13 protein-coding genes are annotated in these 21,752 nt (G+C 66.9%); 5 read left to right on the top strand and 8 right to left on the bottom strand.

The window, feature by feature from the left end; all coding sequences use genetic code 11:
* Nucleotides 1-27 precede the first annotated feature (27 nt).
* Both MOE34_RS21665 and MOE34_RS21660 read right to left on the bottom strand, forming a co-directional pair.
* A complete protein-coding gene (locus tag MOE34_RS21665) occupies nucleotides 28-738 on the bottom strand; it encodes a YczE/YyaS/YitT family protein (protein ID WP_242224609.1) in 711 nt (236 codons plus the stop codon).
* 155 nt (nucleotides 739-893) lie between these two features.
* A complete protein-coding gene (locus MOE34_RS21660) occupies nucleotides 894-2,621 on the bottom strand; it encodes an amidohydrolase family protein (RefSeq protein ID WP_242224606.1) in 1,728 nt (575 codons plus the stop codon).
* A gap of 203 nt (nucleotides 2,622-2,824) precedes the next feature.
* Between MOE34_RS21660 and MOE34_RS21655 the strand changes: the two genes are divergently transcribed.
* The 3 genes from MOE34_RS21655 to MOE34_RS21645 all read left to right on the top strand — a co-directional run bounded on the left by MOE34_RS21655 (nucleotide 2,825) and on the right by MOE34_RS21645 (nucleotide 11,527).
* Nucleotides 2,825-4,210, top strand: a complete 1,386-nt coding sequence (locus MOE34_RS21655) for an NAD(P)/FAD-dependent oxidoreductase (protein ID WP_242224605.1) — start codon at nucleotides 2,825-2,827, stop codon at nucleotides 4,208-4,210.
* A gap of 20 nt (nucleotides 4,211-4,230) precedes the next feature.
* Entirely contained in the window at nucleotides 4,231-4,590 is a 360-nt protein-coding gene (locus tag MOE34_RS21650; protein ID WP_242224603.1) for a cupin domain-containing protein, read from the top strand.
* A gap of 151 nt (nucleotides 4,591-4,741) precedes the next feature.
* On the top strand, nucleotides 4,742-11,527 hold the full coding sequence (locus MOE34_RS21645) for a hypothetical protein (protein WP_242224602.1): 6,786 nt from the start codon (nucleotides 4,742-4,744) through the stop codon (nucleotides 11,525-11,527).
* Here the strand turns inward: MOE34_RS21645 and MOE34_RS21640 are convergent.
* Together MOE34_RS21640 and MOE34_RS21635 are read right to left on the bottom strand one after the other, a co-directional pair.
* The gene (locus tag MOE34_RS21640; RefSeq protein ID WP_242224600.1) at nucleotides 11,512-12,807 is read right to left on the bottom strand and encodes a GGDEF domain-containing protein; all 1,296 of its coding nucleotides are present in this window, start codon (nucleotides 12,805-12,807) and stop codon (nucleotides 11,512-11,514) included. The two genes, MOE34_RS21645 and MOE34_RS21640, sit on opposite strands and share 16 nt — an antisense overlap.
* 140 nt (nucleotides 12,808-12,947) lie before the next feature.
* Nucleotides 12,948-13,355: a MerR family transcriptional regulator gene (locus tag MOE34_RS21635; RefSeq protein ID WP_242224598.1), complete on the bottom strand. Its 408-nt coding sequence runs from the start codon at nucleotides 13,353-13,355 to the stop codon at nucleotides 12,948-12,950.
* A gap of 51 nt (nucleotides 13,356-13,406) precedes the next feature.
* On the opposite strand from MOE34_RS21635, the gene MOE34_RS21630 reads away from it, so the two are divergent.
* Nucleotides 13,407-14,189 carry a glutaredoxin family protein gene (locus MOE34_RS21630; RefSeq protein WP_242224591.1) on the top strand — a complete coding sequence of 261 codons (783 nt, stop codon included), beginning with the start codon at nucleotides 13,407-13,409 and terminating at the stop codon, nucleotides 14,187-14,189.
* 151 nt (nucleotides 14,190-14,340) lie between these two features.
* On the opposite strand, the gene MOE34_RS21625 is transcribed toward MOE34_RS21630, so the two are convergent.
* The 3 genes from MOE34_RS21625 to MOE34_RS21615 are packed head-to-tail and all read right to left on the bottom strand — an operon-like array spanning nucleotide 14,341 to nucleotide 18,446.
* Nucleotides 14,341-16,062: an acetyl/propionyl/methylcrotonyl-CoA carboxylase subunit alpha gene (locus MOE34_RS21625; protein WP_242224589.1), complete on the bottom strand. Its 1,722-nt coding sequence runs from the start codon at nucleotides 16,060-16,062 to the stop codon at nucleotides 14,341-14,343.
* A 10-nt stretch (nucleotides 16,063-16,072) separates the two neighbouring features.
* A complete protein-coding gene (locus MOE34_RS21620) occupies nucleotides 16,073-17,674 on the bottom strand; it encodes a 5-oxoprolinase/urea amidolyase family protein (RefSeq protein WP_242224587.1) in 1,602 nt (533 codons plus the stop codon).
* A gap of 4 nt (nucleotides 17,675-17,678) precedes the next feature.
* Nucleotides 17,679-18,446 carry a LamB/YcsF family protein gene (locus tag MOE34_RS21615; RefSeq protein ID WP_242224583.1) on the bottom strand — a complete coding sequence of 256 codons (768 nt, stop codon included), beginning with the start codon at nucleotides 18,444-18,446 and terminating at the stop codon, nucleotides 17,679-17,681.
* A gap of 179 nt (nucleotides 18,447-18,625) precedes the next feature.
* On the opposite strand from MOE34_RS21615, the gene MOE34_RS21610 reads away from it, so the two are divergent.
* The gene (locus MOE34_RS21610) at nucleotides 18,626-19,288 is read left to right on the top strand and encodes a GntR family transcriptional regulator (RefSeq protein WP_242224580.1); all 663 of its coding nucleotides are present in this window, start codon (nucleotides 18,626-18,628) and stop codon (nucleotides 19,286-19,288) included.
* A 2-nt stretch (nucleotides 19,289-19,290) separates the two neighbouring features.
* On the opposite strand, the gene MOE34_RS21605 is transcribed toward MOE34_RS21610, so the two are convergent.
* Nucleotides 19,291-21,303, bottom strand: a complete 2,013-nt coding sequence (locus tag MOE34_RS21605; protein ID WP_242224578.1) for a putative bifunctional diguanylate cyclase/phosphodiesterase — start codon at nucleotides 21,301-21,303, stop codon at nucleotides 19,291-19,293.
* Between the last annotated feature and the right edge of the window lie 449 nt (nucleotides 21,304-21,752).

The following is a 21,752-nucleotide window of genomic DNA, read 5'->3' as shown; positions in this document are numbered from 1 at the left end:
CCGCTGGCTTTCCTGAAAATTCCGCCGTCAGCTTGCAACCGTCTCGAGCTTGCCGGCGCCGGCGACATCCTTCTTCGCGCTCATCTTCCTGTACAGGAAGAAATAGAGGCGGATGTACTGGCCGACGAGGATGGCGTTGAGGATCGTGCCCTCGCGGATGAACTTGATCTCTCCGAGGAAGGCGAGGCCAATCAGCGCCGAGGTGACAAGCAGCGTGCAGTCGAAGCCCGTCTTGATGTTGCCCCACTTCCAGCCGGTGCGCTTGAAAATCGTGTTGACGAACATGTCGATGGGCATCAGCACGAGATTGGCGCGGATCATCAGGAAGAGGCCGAAGGCGAGCGCAGCGTCCGCGAAGACCAGCAGCGCGACGCGCAGGGCGTATTCCTCCAGCACGATGAACTCGGTGAGCTTGAGGTTGAGGTCGAGGAACACCGCCAGCACGAAGGCCGGGATCAGGGAGGCGAAGTTCTTCAGCTTGAAGTCCTTCGGCAACACCAGATAGGTCAGCCCGAGCATGATCAGTTCGAGCATGAAGTTATAGGTGCCCTGGCTGAGCGGCGTATAGACCAGCGTCATGGTGCGCGTCAGGCTGCTCTGCGGCGAGATGCCGACGCCGGCGCGGATGGCAAGGCTGACGCCGAAGGTCAGGATATAGATCCCCAGGACGTACATGATCCAGCGCCGGGTCAGGCTGCCGGTGTCGACGATTTCGGCTTCCGCCGCATGATGTGCCATGATTTCCTCCCGATGGCATTGTGCGGGGCCACCCGTCACTCCCGGCCTTCCGCAGCATAATTCGTTTCGCGCATGTCCGGGAACTCCACCTCCCGGTCAATACGCTATTTCCGGTCCGGCAGGCGCTGGAGCGCCCGCCGGGTCCTCCACACCGCTCAGTGCATGAGCCTGAACCTGTGGAGGGAGATGAAGAGGGAGAGGAGCTTGTTGACGACGGGTTCGCCCTCGTTGCGGTTGCCGAGGTCTTCGAGCGCCGCGTCGATGGAACTTGCCGCCGCCGTCAGCTCCGACACCGTCATGTTCGCCATCACCCCGTAGATCTCCAGCGGCAGCGCCGCCTTCTCCACCCCACCGTCCGTCACGATGCAGGCCCCCGCATGGCTGTCCACCTGCTTGACGCAATGGCACATCTCCGCGCTCTCCTCGCCCACGATCACGAAATACGGCTTCGGCGCGGGCCAGAACGTCGCGACAGCACCACGGTCGAGCGAGACGCCCTTGAACAGGCCGTTGACGATGTGACGCTGGCCCTCCGCATAGCGCTGCACCACCGAAAGACGGCTGTACTTCACGCCGTCCACCTCCGGAACGATCCGGCCGTCTTTCAGCGGAACCCAGACCTCCTGGTAGAACTTCGCATGGCCACGGCCATAGACGTCGAACAGATACACCTTCGCGCTCTTGCCGTCCTCCGACACCTCCAGCGGCACGATGTCGAGCTGGTCGGGCGTCAGATCGTTCAGACCCGGAACGCCCTTCTTGCACATGCCCGAATAGTCGATCGCGGCGTTCTTCAGGATCTTGCGGTCCTTCGCCACAAGCTCCCCATCCTTGAACACATAGAGCGGGTTGATCTTCGACAGGCTGTCCGTCAGCACGATGTCGGCGAAGCGGCCCGGCGTCAGCGAGCCGATCCTGTCCTCCATGTGGAAGGACCGCGCCGTGTTCAGCGTCGCCATCTTGATCGCATGGATCGGGTTGATGCCCATCTCGGCACACAGCGAGATGATCCAGTCCATATGCCCCTGCGTCAGCAGCCGCTCGACGGAGATATTGTCCGTGCACAGCATGAAATTGTCCGTCGGCCACTTGCGGTCGACGATGGCGCGCAACAGCACCTTGATCACCTCCGCGCTGCCCACGCCGAACTTGATATGGGTCGGGAAGCCGTAGCGGATGCTCTTCTCGATGTCCTTCTCGTTCCAGACGTCGTGGTTGTTCGAGCAGCCGATGGCCGGCAGGTAGTTCAGCACCATGTCGGAAAGTGCCGTGACGCCCCAGTGGCCGTTCATGAAGCCGCCGCGCGCGCGCACCCAGGCGGCCTTGCGGAAGTCGTCGTCATTGCCCGACGAATAGGTGAAGTGCTCGAACTCGCCGAGACCGATCACCGGCTCCATGTCGAGCACCCGGTTCGTCACCGCCGCCGAGACCTTCTTGCCCGGGGCGAAGGCATAGAGGCGGTAGGGCAGCTTGTCGTGGTCGCGGAAGAGGTTCTCGGCCGCTTCCACGCCCTCCTCGCCGGCTGCGCTCAAGAGGTCTAGGCATTCGGAATAGATCGTCGTCGTGCCGCAGGGCACCATGGCCTCGGCGAGCGCGGTCGGATGGGCGAGCTGGGATTCGAAGTGGATATGGGCGTCGATCAGGCCGGGGATGGCGTAAAGCCCCTTGCCGTCGAACACCTCCTTCACCTTCACCACGCTCTCGTCCGGGTTCAGCGCGACGATACGCTTGTCGTAGACCAGGATCGAACCCTGGTAGACCGTCTCGCCATGCACATCCAGGATGTTCAGGTTCTTCAGGAGAAGATCCGCCTCGCGCTCTCCCTGCAGGATCGCGTAGATCGCACGAACCTTGTCGTAGTGTACTGTTTCTTCGGCATTCATGATTTTTTCCTCCGGTCGGTCGCGGCGGCGCTTCATGCCCCCGCTCCTCTTGGCGGCGATAGAACGCGATTGAACCGCTTCCGAAAAGCAGTATTTTTCGCGCATATCGTACGCTTTTCGAGATCAGCCGAAGCCACAGTTCCGCAATTCCCGTTGCCAAGGCGGCCGCCGCCCAATATCCCCTTGGAAAAGGAGTCCCTCCCATGGACGTCAAGACCAACGGCAACATCTCCTTCTGGTACGCCGATATCGGCGGCATTCCGCAGAAGCGGCCTCCCCTTCCTGGCGACCGCAACGCCGATATCTGCATCATCGGCGCCGGCTATACGGGCCTTTGGACCGCCTATTACCTGAAGAAGGCCAATCCGGCGCTCGACATCGTCGTCGTCGAGCGGGAATTCGCCGGCTTCGGCGCGTCCGGGCGCAATGGCGGCTGGCTTTCGGGCGGCTTCGGCTGGTCGCGGGAAAAATACCTCAAATCCTCCAGCCGCGAGGCGGTGGTCGGCATGCAGCGCGCCATGGCCGGCACCGTGGACGAGGTGATCCGCGTCACCGAGGCCGAGGGCATCGACGCCGACATCGTCCGCGCCGACAACATCACCGTCGCCACCAACCAGCCGCAGCTCGACCGCGCCCGCGAGGAATACCAGTTCTATCTCGACTGGCAGATGCCGGCCGAGCGCATCGAGATGCTTTCCGCCGAAGACGCCGCGAAGCGCATCCGCATCGCCGATATCAAGGGCGCCTTCGTCATACGCGATACCGCGCGCGTGCAGCCGGCCAAGCTGGTGCGCGGCCTTGCGCGCGTGGTGGAGAGCCTCGGCGTCGCGATCTTCGAGGGCACGTCCGTGACGGGCTTCGAGAAGGGCCGCGTCACGACCGACCGCGGCACCGTTCGCGCGCCCGTCATCATTCGCGCGACGGAAGGTTTCACGGCCGGCTTTCCCGGCGAGGAGCGCACCTGGCTGCCGCTCAACAGCGCGCAGATCGTCACCGAGCCGCTTCCCGCCGCGCTCTGGGACGAGATCGGCTGGCAGGGCCATGAGCTGCTCGGCGATGCGGCGCACGCCTACTGCTACGCCCAGCGCACCCGGGAGGGACGCATCACCATGGGCGGGCGCGGCGTGCCCTACCGCTTCGGCTCGAAGACCGACATCAACGGACAGACGCAGCAGGCGACCATCGACGCGCTGCACGCCATCCTCACCCGCCTCCTGCCGCAGACGAAGTCGCTGAAGATCGACCATGCCTGGTGCGGCGTGCTCGGCGTTCCGCGCGACTGGTGCACGACGGCCGGCTTCGACCGGGCGACGGGCATCGGCTGGGCCGGCGGCTATGTCGGCCTCGGCGTCTCCTCATCCAATCTCGCCGGCCGCACGCTCACCGATCTCGTGCTCGGCCGCGACACCGAGCTGACCCGCCTTCCCTGGGTCAACCGCACGGTGCGCAAATGGGAGCCGGAGCCGTTCCGCTGGCTCGGCGTCCATTCCATGTACCAGCTCTACCGCATCGCCGACGAGCGTGAATTCGCCGGCCTGCCGCACACCTCCAAGCTCGCGGCCATCGCCGACAGCATCACCGGCCACTGAAAAATCCAGGAAACAGAACCATGATCCATGTCGAGAACTTCGGCGATCTCCTCAGCCGCGACATCGGCGCCTTCGCGCCCAAGCCCACCTCCATCGAGGGCGACCAGCAGGAGGCGGCGACCGTGCTGTGGACCAGCCCCGACGGCAAGATGGAGACCGGCATCTGGGAGTGCACGCCCGGCCGCTTCACCGCCGACCGCACGAAGATCGCCGAGATCTGCCACCTGCTCGCCGGCCGCGTGACGCTGCACAACGGCGACGGCACGAGCCGGGATATCGGCGCGGGCGAGATGTTCGTGCTGCCGCACGGCTGGCGCGGCGAATGGACGATCCACGAGCGCACCCGAAAGATCTACACCATGGTCGCCGGCGGCGTCTGACGCCGGCTTCATGGGCTGAATACACGGCCCGCGTGCAAGTCCGCAGACGGGAACACACCTACAGGCTCAGGCAAGCTCGCACCTGTATCGAGCAAGCTGCCAGACTATGGATTTGTGTGTTCATCCGTTTGTTTTTTGCAGGACTTTGCCCATGACGTCGATCGTTTCCACGCTCAGCCCCAGCCAGATCCGGCAGCTCTCGACGGATGCGATCAGGGCTTGGTCGACGGAAGACGTGGCCTCGCTTTCCTCGAGCCAGATCGGCGCCTTCTCCTCGCGGCAGATCGCCGCGCTGGAGGAACAGGACATCGAAATCCTCAGCGCCAGCCAGCTCCGCGCCATTACGCAAAGCGCCATCGTCGGCCTGTCGCTCGACCAGATCGGCGCACTCAACCGTTACACGACTGGCCAGATCGAGGGCCTGACGTCCGGGCAGATCGCCGCGCTGACCACCAAGCAGATCAACACGCTCTCCTCCACCCAGGCCGAGGCGCTGACGGCCTCGCAGGTCCAGGCATTGAGCGCGGCCCAGCTTGCCGCCCTCGACATCGAGGACCTCCAGACCTTCTCGGCCGAGGACATGGCGGCAATCAGCTACAAGGGCGTGCAGGGGCTTGGCAACGAGGCACTCGCGGCCCTTTCCAGCGAGCAGTTCGCCGCAATGAGCCCGCTCGCCATTGCCGGCCTCACCGCCTCCCAGGTCGCCGGCCTCACCTCGGACCAGATCCGCGCGCTGACCACCGCTCAGGTCGCGCTGCTCAAGCCCGCGCAGATTTCCGCGCTCAGCGACGAGGCCGTCATGGCTTTCTCGACGGGGCAGATCGCCGCGCTCAGCACCAGCGCGATCACCGGCCTGTTGCCGCGGCAGGTCGTCGCCCTTGAGGACGGGCAGATCGAGGCCCTGACACCCGCACAGTCCAAGGCGCTCACCGCCGCGCAGCTCGCTGCCATGAGCGCGGGCGATATCGCCCTCTTCTCGCTCGACGACCTCGCCGCGCTTTCCGCAAAGGCCATATCCGGCCTAAGCACGGAGACGATCGCCGGCCTGTCCGTCGAACAGCTTGGAGCGCTCAGCCTGCAGGCGCTGCCCGGCCTGACCGTCGCGCAGATGAGCGCGCTCAGCCCCGAGCAGATCGCCAGCCTGAAGCCCGCGCAGATCGCCGTCCTCACCGCCGCACAGGTCGCCACCTTCGGCACCGACGACATCGCGGAACTTTCCAGCGCCAGCATCGCCGCCCTTTCGACCGCCGGCCTCAAGGGACTAGGCACCGCCGCCATCGCCGGACTGTCCGACGAACAGGCGGGCGCCCTGAGGACCGTGCAGATCGCCGCGCTCGACGCACGGCAGGTCGCCGCCCTCAGCACCGACACGATCGAACTGCTTTCCACCAGCCAGATCGCCGCGCTCTCCAGCAGCGCCGTCAAGGGGCTGACGTCGGAGCAGATCGACGCGCTGACGCTTACCCAGATCGAGGCCTTCTCGCAGATACAGCTCAGGGGCTTCACCGCCCAGCAGATCGGCGCATTCGACGAGGACGACATCACGGCGATGACGCCCGCGAAGATCGCCGCGCTGTCGGCCAACGCGCTCTCGGGCCTTACCACAGACGCGATTTCGGGGATGACCACGACGCAGATCGCCGCGCTCAGCGTCGGGGCGATAGCCGGACTGACCACGGCGCAGATCGCGTCGATGAGCGAGGAGCAGATCGAAGCCTTCACGCCGCTCCAGACGCGCGCGCTCACCGCCAAGCAGATCGCCGCAATCGATCCCGAGGCGCTCAAGCGCTTCTCCAAGGCGGATATCGCCGCGATCCAGACCGCCGCGCTGTCGGGCCTCGGCTCCGACGCGATGGCCGCTCTCTCTACCGACCAGATCCTCGCCCTCGGCGTCGCCCAGATCGCCGCCCTCAAATCCACGCAGATCGCCGCGCTCGACGCCGAACAGGTCGAAGCCTTCACCCCAACCCAGGTCAAGGCCCTCAGCGCCGCGCATCTCGCCGCGCTGTCGGGCGAGGCGCTCGCGACCTTCTCTACCGCCGATATCGCCGCCCTCACCGCCAAGGCCATCGTGGGTCTGCGCAGCGACGCCATTGCGGAACTTTCCTCCGAGCAGATCGCCGCCATCGCCACGGCCACGCTCCCCGGCCTCGGCGCCGCGCAGATCCGCGCGATGAGTCCGGAGCAGATCGAGGCGCTGTCGCTCAAGCAGATCGCCGCGCTTACCTCCGCGCAGCTTTCGGCCATGAACTCCGATGCGCTCTCGGGCTTCTCGACGGCGCATATCGCCGCCCTCAGCAGCAAGGCCGTCGCGGGCCTGCCCACCTCCGTCATCGCAGCGCTGACACCCGAGCAGATCGCCGCGCTCAGCCCGAGCGTGGTCGCCGGCCTCTCCACCGGCCAGCTAGACGTGCTCGGCACCGACCAGATCGAGGCGCTGACGCCTAGCCAGGTCCGCGTGATGAACGCACGGCAGCTTCTCGCCCTCGGACCGGAGGGCATCGCGACCTTCTCCTCCGACGACCTCGCCGCGATCGGCACCCAGGCGATGGCGGGCCTCGACAGCCTTTCGCTTTCCGAACTTTCGCCCGACCAGATCGCCGCCTTCACCAGCACGCAGATCCGCAGCCTCACGCCCCGGCAGATCGCCTCGCTGGATCCGGCCTTCCTCGCATCGCTGACGACGGCGCAGATCGCGGCCATCGGCGCGACCGGCATCGGCGGCCTGACGCCGGACCAGATCGAGGCGCTGTCCACGGCGCAGATCGAGGCGCTGACGCCCGCGCAGGTTTCGGCGCTTTCCTCCACCCAGCTCGCCGCCCTCAGCGCGGCCGACCTCGCGACCTTCTCGACGGCGGATGTCGCCGCCATCGGCAACCGGGCCGTCAAGGGCATCAGCGGCGATGCACTCGCCGGACTGTCGCCAACCCAGACCACGGCGCTCAACCGCGCCACACTGGCCGCCATGACGGCCGACCAGATCGAGGCACTGTCCACGGCGCAGATCGCCGCCCTCACCACCGCGCAGATCGCCGCCCTCACCTCCACGCAGATCGCCGGCCTCGAGGCGCGCGACATGCCCGCCCTTTCCACCGCGCAGATCGCCGCCCTGAACAAGGGTGCGGTTTCCGGCCTCTCGCCGCATCTCTTCGCTTCACTCACCTCCGACCAGATCGCAGCCCTTGCCACCGGCACCTTCGCCGGGCTGACACCGGGCCAGATCGAAGCGCTAAGCTCGCTGCAGGTCAGCCAGCTCTCCACCACCCAGCTCAAGGCCCTGACGGCGACGCAGGCCGCCGCGCTCGACGACGACCTCAAGGCCCTTTCCCCCGCGCAGATCGGTGCTCTCAGCCCGTCGGCGGTCGGCGGACTGCGCACCGACCAGATCGGCGTCCTCACCCCGGACCAGCTCGCCGCCATGACGACGCAGCAGGTCGCGGCCCTCTCCTCCAAGCAGGTCGCAGCCCTGAAGGCGAGCGACGTCGCAGGGCTGACAACGCAGCAGATCGCCGCGCTCAGCGCATCCGGCATCGCCGGCCTCACCTCCGGCCAGATCGCCGCCCTCGGCACGAGCCAGGCCGCCGCACTCACCGTCCGCCAGATGAGCGCGCTCACCTCCGGCCAGATTCCCGCCTTCGGCACGGACAAGATCGCCGCGCTCACGGCCGCGCAGATCGCCGCGCTGAACGCCGGCAGCATCACCGGCTTCACCTCGCAGCAGCTTGCCACGCTCACCACCAGCCAGGCCGAGGCGCTGACCAGCGTACAGGTCGGCGCACTGAAATCCGAGCAGATCGCCGAACTCGGCGCCGATGACATCGCGACCTTCACCGCGCGGGACATGGCGATGATCACCTCGCAGGCCATCCGCGGCCTGTCGCCCGCCGTCATCGCCTCACTCACCACGGCCCAGATCGCCGCCCTGAACCCGGCCGCCGTCGGCGCGATGACCACCCAGCAGATCGCGGCCCTCAGCACCGCGCAGGCCGAAGCGCTCAACGCCGGCCAGATCGCCGCCCTCACCTCCGACCAGATCGCCGCGCTCGGCCCGGACGATCTGGCGACTTTCTCCCTTCCCGAGATGAGCGCCATCACCTCGGGCGCGATCTCGGGCCTGTCGAGCGACGCCATCGCCGCGCTCACGACCACCCAGATCGCAAGGCTCAGCAGCGCCGGCGTCACCGGTCTCACCTCAAGCCAGATCGCGGCCCTCAGCACCGCGCAGGCCGAAGCGCTCACGACCGCCCAGATCGGCGCTCTGAATGCCGCGCAGATCGCCGCGTTCTCGAGCGCTGATATCGCCACCTTCGCCCCGCGCGAGATCGCCGCCATTCGCGCGGACGCCATCACGGGCCTGTCGACGGCGACTGTCTCCTCCCTCTCGACGGCGCAGGTCGCAGCACTGAGCACCGCCGCCATCAACGGTCTCGAGCCGCGACAGGTCGCAGCCTTCACCAGCGAACAGATCGATTCCCTCCGGCCGGAGCAGATGCGCGCGCTCAATGCCCGCCAGATCGCCATCCTCGGGCCGGATTATATCGCGACGCTCTCGCCCGAGCAGGTCGCCGCGCTCAATGCGGCCACCATCGCCGCGCTTTCCCCCGAGCAGATCGCGGCCTTCACCAGCGCCCAGGCCGAGGCCCTTACGCCCACGCAGGTTGCGGCCCTCGGCTCGCGGCAGATCGCTGCCCTCGATGCGGGCAGGATCGCCACCTTCTCCTCCGCCGACATGGCCGCGATCAGCGCCGACGCCGTGCCGGGCCTGACCTCCGCCATGCTCGCCGCGTTGTCGACCGCGCAGGTCGCAGCCCTCGGCGCGGCCGGTATTAGCGGCATGACGAGCGATCAGGTCGCAGCCCTTTCCTCCGCCCAGGTCGGCGCACTCACCACGACGCAGCTCGCCGCCCTCGGCTCCCGGCAGGTCGCGGCCCTCGGCACGGAGGATATCGCGGCGCTTTCCCCGGCGCAGATCGCAGCGCTCGGCCCCGCCGGCGTTTCCGGCCTCACCGGCACGCAGATCGCCGGCTTGACAGCCGCGCAGGCCGAGGCGCTCACCAGCACGCAGATCGCCGCCCTCAATTCCGCACAGATCGCGGCGCTGAGCGCCGACAATCTCGAAACCTTCACCACCGCGGAGATCGCCGCGATCAGCTCACGCGCCCTCGCCGGGCTTCCGACGGCGGCCATCGCCGCCTTCACGCCGGGCCAGATCGCCGCGATCAATGCCGCCGGCCTCACCGGCGCGCAGATCGACGCGCTGAGCAGCACGCAGTTCGAGGCCCTGACGACCCTCCAGATGGCCGCATTCGGCTCCGCACAGATCGCGGCGCTCGGCACCGACGACATTGCGGCGCTGTCGCCCCGGCAGATCGCGGCGCTCAGCACGGACGGCGTCCATGCGCTCGGCACCGATCAGGTCGCCGCCCTCAGCACCGCGCAGGCCGAGGCCCTGACACCGGCGCAGGTCGGCGCGCTGTCCTCGCGGCAGATCGCGGCGCTCAGCGCTGACGATCTCGCCCTGTTCTCGACCGCCGATATCGCGGCCATCGGATCGCGCGCCGTGACTGGCCTGACGACCGGCATGATCGCCTCGCTGACCACAGCCCAGATCGCCGCCCTCAGCACGGCCGGCATTTCCGGCCTGTCAAGCGAGCAGATCACGGCGCTCAACGCCGATCAGGTCGAAGCCTTGACCGCAACGCAGATCGGCGCCTTCACCTCACGCCAGATGGCGGCCTTCGACGCGGGCGACATCGCGCTGTTCTCGACCGCCGACATCGCGGCCATCAGCTCGGTCGCCATGCCTGGCCTTTCGGAAACGATCCTTGCCGGCTTCTCGCCCGAACAGCTCGAGGCGCTCAGCCCTTCGGGCGTCAGCGGCATGACGACGGGCCAGATCGCGGCGCTCGCGCCGGGCCAGATCGCATCCTTCTCGACCGCGCAGGTGAATGCGCTCACCTCCAAACAGGTCGCGGCGCTCGCCGTCGCCGACATCGCCGCCCTGACGCCACGCCAGATCGCCGCGCTCAGCGCAAGCGGCCTTGCCGGCCTTACAGGCGCACAGGCCGCGGGTCTCACCTTCGAGCAGGCGGAAGCCCTTGGTACCGGCCAGATCGCGGCGCTTACCGCCGCCGCACTCGGCGGGTTCTCAAGCGAGGCGCTCGACACCTTCTCGAAGGACAAGCTCGCGGCCATCGGTCCGGCCGCCATCAAGGGCCTGCCGCCGAGCTATGTCGCGACGCTGACGGTGGCCGAGATCGCCGCCCTCGGAACGGGCGCCATCGCTGGCCTCAGCAGCGCCCAGGTCGCCGCACTCTCGACCGAGCAGGTGGAAGCCTTCTCGCTCGCCCAGATCGCCGCCCTCACCATGCCGGGCACGTCGGGCCTTACGACCGCACAGATGCAGACGATCTCCACCGACGAGCTTGCGGCCATGAGCGCGACGGCCATCAAGGGGCTTTCGTCGTCCGTCATCGCCGCCCTGCCGACCGAGAGCGTCGCGGCCCTGACGAATGACCAGTTGGCCGCCCTCACCTACGGCCAGATGGGCGCCATGAGCGTTTCGCAGGTCGCCGCGCTCTCGACCGGGCAGGTCGGCGCGCTGACGGCGACCCAGGCAGCGGCTCTCGGCGCCGACGATCTCGGCGCCTTCTCGGTGGAGCATATCCTCGCGCTCAGCCCGAACGCCATCGGCGGCCTTGGCACCGCCGCCCTCGCCGGCTTGACCAACGAGCAGGCGAACGCCTTCACGCCAAGCCAGCTCGCGGCCATGACCTCATCGCAGATCGCGGCCCTGCCGCGCGGCCCGGGCGTGACCGGCTTCGCCTTCAGCCCGACGGGAACCGGCGACACGGAAAGCGTGACGGAGGAGCCCCCGGCCGCCAGCGACCCGCAGTCCGATATCGCCGCGCTGATTTCGTCCTATCTCGAAATCTGACCGTCAAGAGGACGGGCCTGCGGGCCTTCGTCCGGCAGGGACCAGTCCTCGCCGGATATGGCGGGCGGATCGTTGATCGTCAGCCGCCCGCCTGCCGCTTCACCCGATGGTGAAGCGTCGTCGCGCGCGATCTCCACGCGGTTGCGACCGTTTTCCTTGGCGCGATAGAGCGCATCGTCCGCCCGGCGCAGCACACTGTCATAGTCCGCATCGCCGGCATTGCTGACGGCAAGGCCCGCCGAGATGGTCAGCCGGACCTCGCGTCCATCGACGGAAAAATCGCTCCGCTCGACGGCAGCGCGCATGCGTTCGGCCATAGCAAGCGCATCGCCCGGCACCAGCTCACGAAGCAGCACGACGAATTCCTCCCCGCCCGTGCGGGCGATGATATCCGTGGGGCGCAGTTGCCCGCTCAGCCGGTTGGCGACGTGGATCAGCGCACGGTCGCCGGCATCGTGCCCATAGCCGTCGTTGATCGCCTTGAACTTGTCGACATCGAAGACGGCGACAGCGAATTCGACACCGCCGGCCCGCGCATCGAGGAAAGCGCCCGCCCCTGCCTTGGCGAGGCTGCGCCGGTTGGGCAGGCCCGTCAGGTAGTCCGTCGCCGCCGCGCGCTCCAACCCCCGCCGCAGGCGATCCGAGCACATCAGCAGGAAGGCCGTCGTGCCGACCACCGGCAGCAGCGTCATCAGAAGGGCGGACAGCACGTTCAGCCAATGACCGCCCGCCTCGACGGCGAAGTCCTCTGGCGGCGCGGCGAAGAGATAGAAACCGCAGCGCGCAACGGAGTAGAGGCCGACCACGGCGAACATCGCACCGAGGATCGAGCGAGCAAGAGAGGAATTGCCGCGCGACGGATCGACAAGATCCCTCACGCACATCAGCATCAGGCCGGCCCAGACGACCGAGACGACGAGCATGCGGACGGAAAAACTGGGCATGACGGCCGAGAACCAGACCACCGCGCCGGAAGCCACCACGGCAGGCAGGAAGAACCGGGCCTTTATCTCCAGCCGCAGGAACAGGCGGATCGCAATCCAGTAGACCGTCAGGCCGAAGGCAAAGGCTGCATTGGCGGCCGACAGCATCAGCGGACGCGGCATCGGTCCGCCGAAGGCGAACACGATGCAGCCGAACGCGATCAACAGCGTGCCGAGGCACCAGTGTATGGCCGCGGCCCGCAGGCTCGCCGGCAGCTCCCGGCCCATGGCCGTCAGGATGGCGCCGTTGGCGAGCACCATCACGGAGGCCGTTGTGAATATGGTCTGCGCATCCATTCCGAACGCGTTCTCCCCATCCTGCAGATGCCGGGCCGCCGACGGGCGTCACCATGCAAACGCGGCGCGCGGTTGCCGCCATGCCCGCACCGTAACGCCAGACTCCTAAATGCCTGTTGCAAGACTAGGCCAACAGACGGTTAAGAAGCCTCGAAGGATTTCAGGATAGGGCATGGCCCCTTCTTGCCGACCGCGCACTCCGAAACGAGCGTCTGCAGCGATGCCCTTGCCCGTTGCAGGTCCTCCATGCGGGCATCGAGTTCGGCAAGGCGCTTCGTCGCCATCGCGCGCGCCGCGGCGCGGTCCTCGCCCGAATCGAGCGCGAGGAGCTGGCGGATCTCCTCCAGCGTGAAGCCCGCCGTCTGCGCCTGCCGGATGAAGCGGAGGCGTGAGACGTCCGCCTCGCCGTAGCGGCGGATGCCGTCCATGCGCCTTGGCGTCGAGAGCAGCCCGCGGCGCTGGTAGAAGCGCACGGTCTCGACACCGACATTGGCGGCGGCGGCAAGTTTTCCGATCGTCAGCTCTTCAGGGTGTTGACTCCGTACCATGGTACGGAACTTATAGTCCTGCCAACGATTTCACAAGACAGGAGACGTGGGATGTTGGACACAGTTCAGAACGCCGGCCGGAAGGCCATCCTCTACCGCATGGTAACGCCGCACCACACCTGCCCCTACGGCCTCAAGGCAAAGGACCTTCTGCGCCGCTCGGGCTATACGGTGGACGACCGCCACCTGACGACCCGCGAGGAAACCGACGCCTTCAAGGCACAGCACGGCGTCGCCACCACCCCGCAGGTCTTCATCGACGGCGCGCGCATCGGCGGCTACGACGACCTGCGCCGCTATCTCGGCAAGCCCGTCGCGGATCCGGCGGCAACCACCTATCGCCCGGTCATCGTGCTTTTCACGCTGACGGCGCTCATGGCCATGGCGACGAGCTTCGCGGTCAGCGGCACGCCCTTCACGCTGCAGGCGGCGGAATGGTTCATCGCCTTCTCGATGGTCGTTCTCGCCATGCTGAAGCTACAGAATGTCGAGAGCTTCGCCACGATGTTCCTCAACTACGACCTGCTCGCCAAGCGCTGGGTGCCCTATAGCTACATCTACCCCTATGCCGAAGGCCTTGCCGGGGTGCTGATGGTGGCGGGCGCACTCAACTGGCTGTCGGTTCCGGTCGCCCTCTTCATCGGCACGGTCGGCGCGGCATCGGTCTTCAAGGCCGTCTATATCGACCGCCGCGAACTGAAATGCGCCTGCGTCGGCGGTGCGAGCAACGTCCCGCTCGGCTTCATCTCGCTGACGGAGAACCTAATGATGATCGCCATGGCCGTGTGGATGGCCGCCGCATCGCTCGGCTATATCGGTAGCCACGCCATGTAGCGCAGCCTCGCTTCAGGAAAGCGACCGCTTCGCCCCCGGCCTGGAAATGCCCTTCCAGGCCGGAGCTTCGAGCCGGATGGCGATATCGACGAAAGCGCAGGATGACAATGACGGCAAGCGTAAAAACGCCCGACCGCAAAAGGACTTCCTGTCAATCCTCGAATACCATCAGCGTATCGCCCGCCTGAAGATAGTCGCCCTCCCTCGCCCGCAGGCGCAGGCGGCCGGCCTTCGGCGCGAGAACCTGCGTTTCCATCTTCATCGCCTCCATGACAGCAACCGGATCGCCCTCTGCGACCGTCGCGCCGTCGGCGATGCTGAAGGCCTGCAAGGTGCCGGAGACCGGGGCGGCGATGCCGTTGTCGGCCACCTTGTCTTTCGCAGGCGCCCCGCCCTGCCCCACGGCGCCGAGGCCGGCCAGGAGCAGGCTCGGCACGGCGAGCGCCACACGCCTGCCGTCGATCTCGATATGGGTGCGGATCAACGACGGATCGGCCGCCGGCTCCGGCCGGGCCATGGCGTCCGGCATGGCGGCGAATTCGGACTCGATCCAGCGGGTATGCACCTTGAAGCCGTCCACGCCGATGAAATCCTCCGTATCGATGGCCGCACGGTGGAACGGCAGCACCGTCGCCACGCCTTCGATACGGAATTCCCGCAATGCCCGGCGGGCACGGCGCAGCGCCTCCTCGCGCGTCGCACCGGTGACGATGAGCTTGGCCATCAACGAATCGAAGACGCCGGGGATGGTGGAGCCGGTAACGACGCCGCTGTCGAGGCGCACGCCCGGGCCGGACGGCGGATCGAAGGCGGTGACCGTCCCCGGCGTCGGCAGGAAGCCGCGGCCGGGATCCTCGGCATTGATGCGGAACTCGATGGAATGGCCGCGTGGCTGCGGGGTCTCGGTAACGCTCAGGGGCTTGCCTTCAGCAATGCGGAACTGCTCGATGACGAGATCGATCCCCGTCGTCTCCTCCGTCACCGGATGCTCAACCTGAAGGCGCGTGTTCACCTCGAGGAAGGAGATCGTGCCATCGGCGCCGAGAAGGAATTCCACCGTGCCCGCGCCGCAATAGCCGGCGGCGGCGCAGATCGCCTTGGCGGCCGCGTGGATGCGCTCGCGCTGCTCCGGCGTCAGGAAGGGCGCGGGGGCTTCCTCGATGAGCTTCTGGTTACGGCGCTGGGCCGAACAGTCGCGGGTGCCGAGCACCAGGACGTTGCCGTGCCGGTCGGCGACGACCTGCGCCTCGATATGGCGGGGCCGGTCGAGGAAACGTTCGAGGAAACATTCGCCGCGGCCGAAGGCGGCCGTCGCCTCACGCACGGCCGATTCGTAGAGGTCGGCGACCTCCTCCATCTTCCAGGCCACCTTGATGCCGCGCCCACCGCCGCCATGCGCCGCCTTGATGGCGACCGGCAGACCGTGGCGTTCGGCGAAGGCGATCACCTCGGCCGCGGAGGAGACGGGGCCGTCGCTGCCCGCGACAAGCGGCGCACCGACGCTGGCGGCGATGCGCCGTGCCTCGACCTTGTCGCCCAGCGCCTCGATCACCTGCGGATCGGGACCGATCCAGACGAGGCCGGCATCCTGCACGGCCCTTGCGAATTCCGCCCGCTCGGAGAGGAAGCCGTAGCCGGGATGCACCGCATCCGCGCCGGAACGCTTCGCGACGGCGATCAGCTTGTCGATATCGAGATAGGTCTCGGCCGGGCGCACGCCATCGAGGCCATAGGCCTCGTCGGCAAGGCGCACGAAGAGCGCGTCGGCATCCGGGTCGGCATAGACGGCAACCGACAGGAGACCGTGGTCGCGGCAGGCGCGCAGGATGCGCACGGCGATCTCACCGCGATTGGCGATCAGGACTTTCTTCATGGCGCTCCTCCTATCGGCTCTGCGGCGCGGCGATCTCGGCGAAGGGGCCGATCGGGCGAAAACGGATGCTGGCATTGACAGGGATCTGGCCGGCAAGGTCCAGATGATGATCGGCGACCGCACCGATGACGGGATAGCCGCCCGTCAGCGGGTGATCGGCGAGGAAGAGCACCGGCTGGCCACTGTGCGGCACCTGGATCGCACCCGTCGCCGTGCCCTCGCTCGGCAGTTCCGCGCTATCCTTGCGCTCCAGCGGCACCGCCCCGGCAAGACGGATGCCCACGCGGTTCGACTGCGGCGTGACGTGCCAGAGCTGGCCGGTCAGGGTTTCGACGCCCTTTTGTGTGAACCAGTCCGTCCGAGGGCCGAGCACCACGTCGAGCGTCACGATATCGTCGGCGGACGGCAGGCCGAAAGCCGGGGCCTCATCGAGGGAAACGCTCGTCAGTCCCGCACGCTCCCCCTTCAGGGCCAGCACGCTTCCCGCCGCCACCGGCTCCGGGCCGACGACGGCAAGCGTGTCGGTTGCGGCGCTGCCGAGAACGGGCGCGATATCGAAGCCGCCGCGCACGGCGAGATAAGCGCGCATGCCTTTCCTCGGGTGCCCCACGGTCACGACGTCGCCAGGCTCCAGCGGGATAGGCGCATAGGTCGGAAAATCCCGGCTGCGGCCGAGGGCATCTCGAACTGTGACCGTCGTAGCCGCGCCGGCAAGACCGATCACGGCGCGGGCGGTGCTTTCGAAGGAGAAGCCGCCAAACGTGAGTTCGAGCCCGGGCGTGCCGGCGGGGTTGCCGACGATACGGTTGGCGGCGTTGAACGCGGCGCGGTCGAGCGCCCCGGATGCCGAGACGCCCTGCCCCGTCTGGCCGAAACGGCCGCGATCCTGAAAGAGGGCGGGCATGGGCGCGGCGCGCACCGTGAAGCAAGGCGCATCCGGCAGGATAGCGCGTTCACGGCGGGGTAGCGGTTCGGGCAGGCTGACGGTCCGGCCGGACTTGGCCATGTCGAAGAAGCGGACGCGGTAACCGGGCTGGAACAGTGCGCCCGGCTCGCGGTCGATATCCCACATTTTCACCGGCGTGGTGCCGATGATCTGCCAACCGCCGGGGCTTGCCTGCGGGTAGACGCCGCTGAAGGCCCCGGCGAGCGCCACGGAGCCGGCGGGAATGCGGGTGCGCGGGCTTTTGCGGCGCGGCACGTGCAGCGCCGGATCGCCACCGACGAGATAGCCGAAGCCCGGCGCGAAACCGCAGAAGGCGACTGTGAACTCGCTTTGCGTATGGCGGCGGACGACCTCGTCCACGGAAAGGCCCGTCAGATCCGCCACATCGGCCAGGTCCTCACCGTCATAGCGCACCGGGATCTCTACCAGATGCTCCGAAGGCGCGATCTTCGCCGACAGGTCGTAGGTTGCGATCCGCGCCGCAAGTGCCGCCGGCGTCACCTGTTCCGGGCGGAAGCGGATCATCAGCGTACGTGCCGCCGGCACCATTTCCTCGATGCCGTCGATGGGGGCCGCCTGAAGCGCGGCGAAAAGCGCCAGCGTTTCATCGAGATCGGCCAGTTCGACGAGGATCGTGGTCAGGCTAACGGGAAGAAAGCGCGCCATGCCTTCATGCCTTGCCGGCGAAGGAGCGGATGACAATGCCCTCGGCCTCGAAGCGGCGGCGGATCTCCTGGGCGATGGCGACGGCGCCGGGGCTGTCGCCATGCACGCAGATCGACTGGGCCTCCACCCGGATCGTGCTGCCGTCGATGGCCTCGAGCGTGCCCGTACGGGCAAGCTGCACCATGCGGTCGGCGATCTTCCTCTCATCATGCAGCACGGAACCGGCCTCACGGCGGGAAACAAGTTCACCCTTCGGCGTATAGGCGCGGTCGGCGAAGGCCTCCGCCACGACGGCAAGACCGGAGCGGCGCGCCAGATCGAGGATCGGCGCATTGGCAAGTCCCATCAGGACAAGCGCCGGATCGACCGCCCTGATCCCATCGATGACCGCCTGCCCCTGTTTCGCATCATAGGCGATGCGGTTGTAGAGCGCGCCGTGCGGCTTGACGTAGCGCACCGTGGTTCCGGCCGCAGCGGCGATGCCCTTGATCGCGCCGATCTGGTAGATGACGTCGGCGATCAACTCTTCGGCCGTCGCATCGAGGTCGCGGCGGCCGAAGCCGACACGGTCCGGATAGGAAACATGGGCGCCGACGACGACGCCGTTCGCGGCGGCGGCCTGCACCGTGCGATAGATGCCCGCCGGGTCGCCGGCATGGAAGCCGCAGGCGATATTGGCGGAGGAGACGACGGCGAGCATCGCCGCGTCGTCGCCCATGCGCCAGGCGCCGTAGCTTTCACCGAGATCGCTGTTAAGATCGATCGCTGCCATGGCTTCCTCCGTCTTACGCAGTCCTGTAAAGGCAGGCGATCATGCCTTGCTGGACAAAAATGTCAATATTGTTCAACAATATTTCCATTCTCTTCTCGTGAAGCGGCAGATCTCCTGCACTTTTCGCCTCCCTTGTTCCCGCATTCATGCTAAGGCCACAGCCGGACAGGGAGAACGGAATGACCGACGACGCAGATGGCCTGCCGCTTGCGGATCGACTGGCGCGGCGCATGCGCGCGCTGCTGATCTCGGGCGAGCTTTCTCCCGGCCAGCGCCTTTCCGAGGCCGCATTCAGCGAGCGCTTCGACGTCTCGCGCAACTCCCTGCGCGAGGCCTTCCGCCTTCTCACCAAGGACGGTCTCCTGCACCATGAGGCCAATCGCGGCGTTTTCGTCGCCGTGCCCTCCATGGCCTCGATCATCGATATCTACCGGGTGCGGCGCATGCTTGAATGCGGCGCGCTGCGCCAGGCCTGGCCGCAGCACCCCGCCATCCGGATCATGCGCCAGTCCGTCGGCGACGGGCAGCGCGCGCGCGATGCGGGCGACTGGACCGGCGTCGGCAGCGCCAACATGGTCTTCCATGCAGCCGTGGTCGACCTGTCCGACAGCGCGCGGCTCAACGAGTTCTACGCGCGCATATCGGCGGAACTGCGCCTGTGCTTCGGCCTGCTGAACGACCCGGAGCACCTGCACGCCCCCTTCGTCGACATGAACGCCACCATCCTGTCGCTTGTCGAGGAGAACAGGCCCGTCGAGGCCGCGGCGCAGATGGAGACCTATCTCAACCTCGCCGAACGAACGATGCTGAAGGCGCTGGAGCGCGCCTCGGATCCAGCCTGACCTCAGCCCACGCTGGCGCGGCGCGGCTCGATTGCCGAAACGGACGGTCCCGGCTCGAAAGGCGCGGGCCGCGCGATCGCGTAACCCTGCACATAGTCCACGCCGATGGTGCGCAGCGCCGCCAGGATCTCCGGGCTCTCGACGAATTCCGCAATCGTCCGGCGGCCGGCGAGATGCGATATCTGGTTGATCATCTCGACGGTCATCCAGTCCGTCTTGTCCGACAGCATGTCCCGCACGAAGCTGCCGTCGATCTTCACATAGTCGACCGGCAGGCGCTTCAGGTAGGTCAGCGACGACATGCCGACCCCGAAATCGTCGAGCGCGAAGCGGCAGCCCATGGCGCGCATCGCATTCATGAAGGCGATGGCCTCGTCGAGATTCTCGATGGCGCTGGTCTCGGTGATCTCGAAGCAGAGCACGCTCGCCGGCACGCGGCTGCGCTGCAAGGCCTCGCGGAAGAACGGCAGGAAAGTATCGTCCTTCAGCGTCAGGCCGCTGAGATTGATGGAATAGGTGCCCGGGACCGCGCCGGCGTTCCGACCGATGAGGTCGAGCGCGTTGCGGATCACCCAGCGGTCGAGCGACGGCATCAACCCGTAGCGCTCGGCGGCGGGGATGAAGGCGCCGGGCGAAAGCAGCTTGCCGTTCTCTTCCAGCCGCAGCAGGATCTCGCAGTGCTCCCCCTCCTCCCCGCTCCCGTCGGCGGCGGCAATCGCCTGCGAGAAGAGCTGGAAGCGATCCTCCTCCAGCGCCCGGTGCAGGCGCTGCACCCAGCTCAGGTTCGCGGTGAACTGGTTCTGCGCCGCATCGCTCGTCTCGAAGACATGCACGCGGTTGCGTCCCTTCTCCTTGGCCATGTAGCAGGCGATGTCGGCGGCGCGCAGCGCTTCCTGCAGGGTGTAGCCGCGCCCGCCAAGATGGACCACACCGATGCTGGCGCTGATCGAATAGCGATGCCCGCTCCAGACGAAATCGATGCTCTCGGTGATCTCGCGCAGCCGCATGGCGATGCGCAGCGCGTCGTCCGGCAGGCAGTTCGGCAGGACGATGCCGAATTCGTCGCCGCCCAGCCGGGCAAGGACATCCGAGCCGCGGATAGCGTTGCTCAGGTCGCGCGAGACCCGACGCAGCAGCGCGTCCCCCGCCGCATGGCCGCCATTGTCGTTCACCGCCTTGAACTGATCGAGGTCGATGAACATCAGCGCATGACGCGCCTCCGCATTGTCGAGCACGCCCGCCAGCTTTTCCTCGAAGAGCCGCCGGTTCGGCAGGCCCGTGAGGTCGTCGTGGTTCGCACTGTGCGAAAGCTGCTCCTCGATATTGCGGCGATGGGCAAGGAAGCTATTCAGCCGCCAGACGGTCAGCGCGATGAAGAGGAGCGCGATGGCAAGATTGGCGGCGAAGAGCACCGTCTGCACCTGGCGCGTGCCCTCGCCCAGACGGTCGGAGAACCGCCTGGTCAAAGGCGTCACCAGCGCGTTTATCTCGTCGAGCTGGCGCGTGATGTCACGACGGTCGACGTCGCTGATATGGCGCGACGCATCGATCCCCTCGCCGATCGGCAGCAATTGCATCAGCACGCCTTCCGCCGTGCGCCAGTCGCGAATGCTGGCATCCATGATCGGCAGCCAGCGGAAATAGCGGAAGAGCCAGATGACGTTGGGAATGTCGTCGGGGTGGTTACCGCCCTTCAGGAAGCCCTCGAAGGCGGCGGCATTGTCCGCGGGGCTTGCTTCCAGCGCCAGCCGCGCCGAGCGGTCGCCCATCGGGATCGCCATGGCCTGATGGTAGCGGTCGACAAAGGAGCGGTTGCCGGACTCGGCATAGCGGTTGAGATAGTAGAGCGCGTCGTGCTGCCCCTTCGACCACAGGCTCTCGCCGGTGACGAAGGCCCGCAGCGACGAGGTGACCTGCAGGCTGAAGGTCGCCAGCGCCGTCTGCAGGATGACGATGAGGACGAAGGGCCAGGCGACCGCGATAAGGCGCAGCGTTGTCTTGGGAGGGCGCGTCATGCACGGCTCCGGCTGTGCCGGAAACGGGCGGCGCAGGCTCGAAGCCGGCCTGTCTTTCCGCTAGCGATCGTTGTCGTCCCATCCAAAGGCCGCACCCGTTTCACCATGCCCGTTCTTGCCGAGGCCACGCCTGCGTATCGGGAGATTGAAGCACGAGAGCGTAATGAAAAGGCTAATGCAACCGCGAGATTGCATCCTATCTGCGTCATTTCAGACGGCATGTAGCAGCGTGAAGCAAAAAAAATGGGCCTGCGGAAACCGCGGCCCATGAAGTGTGAAGGTCAAAAACCTCCAGAGGGGAACAGCCGATACGGCGGCACTGGGAGGAAAACCGCCATGTGCATCAGCTGCATGCACTATGCCCATTTCTTGACCAGATGGAAAATATTTATTGTGCAATGCGGCTATGCAAATGCCGCATTGCTCCGCAACCTCTCAAAACTCACGAC

Source organism: Shinella zoogloeoides (genome assembly GCF_022682305.1).
Taxonomy (GTDB): Bacteria; Pseudomonadota; Alphaproteobacteria; order Rhizobiales; family Rhizobiaceae; genus Shinella; species Shinella zoogloeoides_B.
Note: the sequence above shows the minus strand (reverse complement) of the source record. Positions and strands in the feature narration are given on the sequence as shown.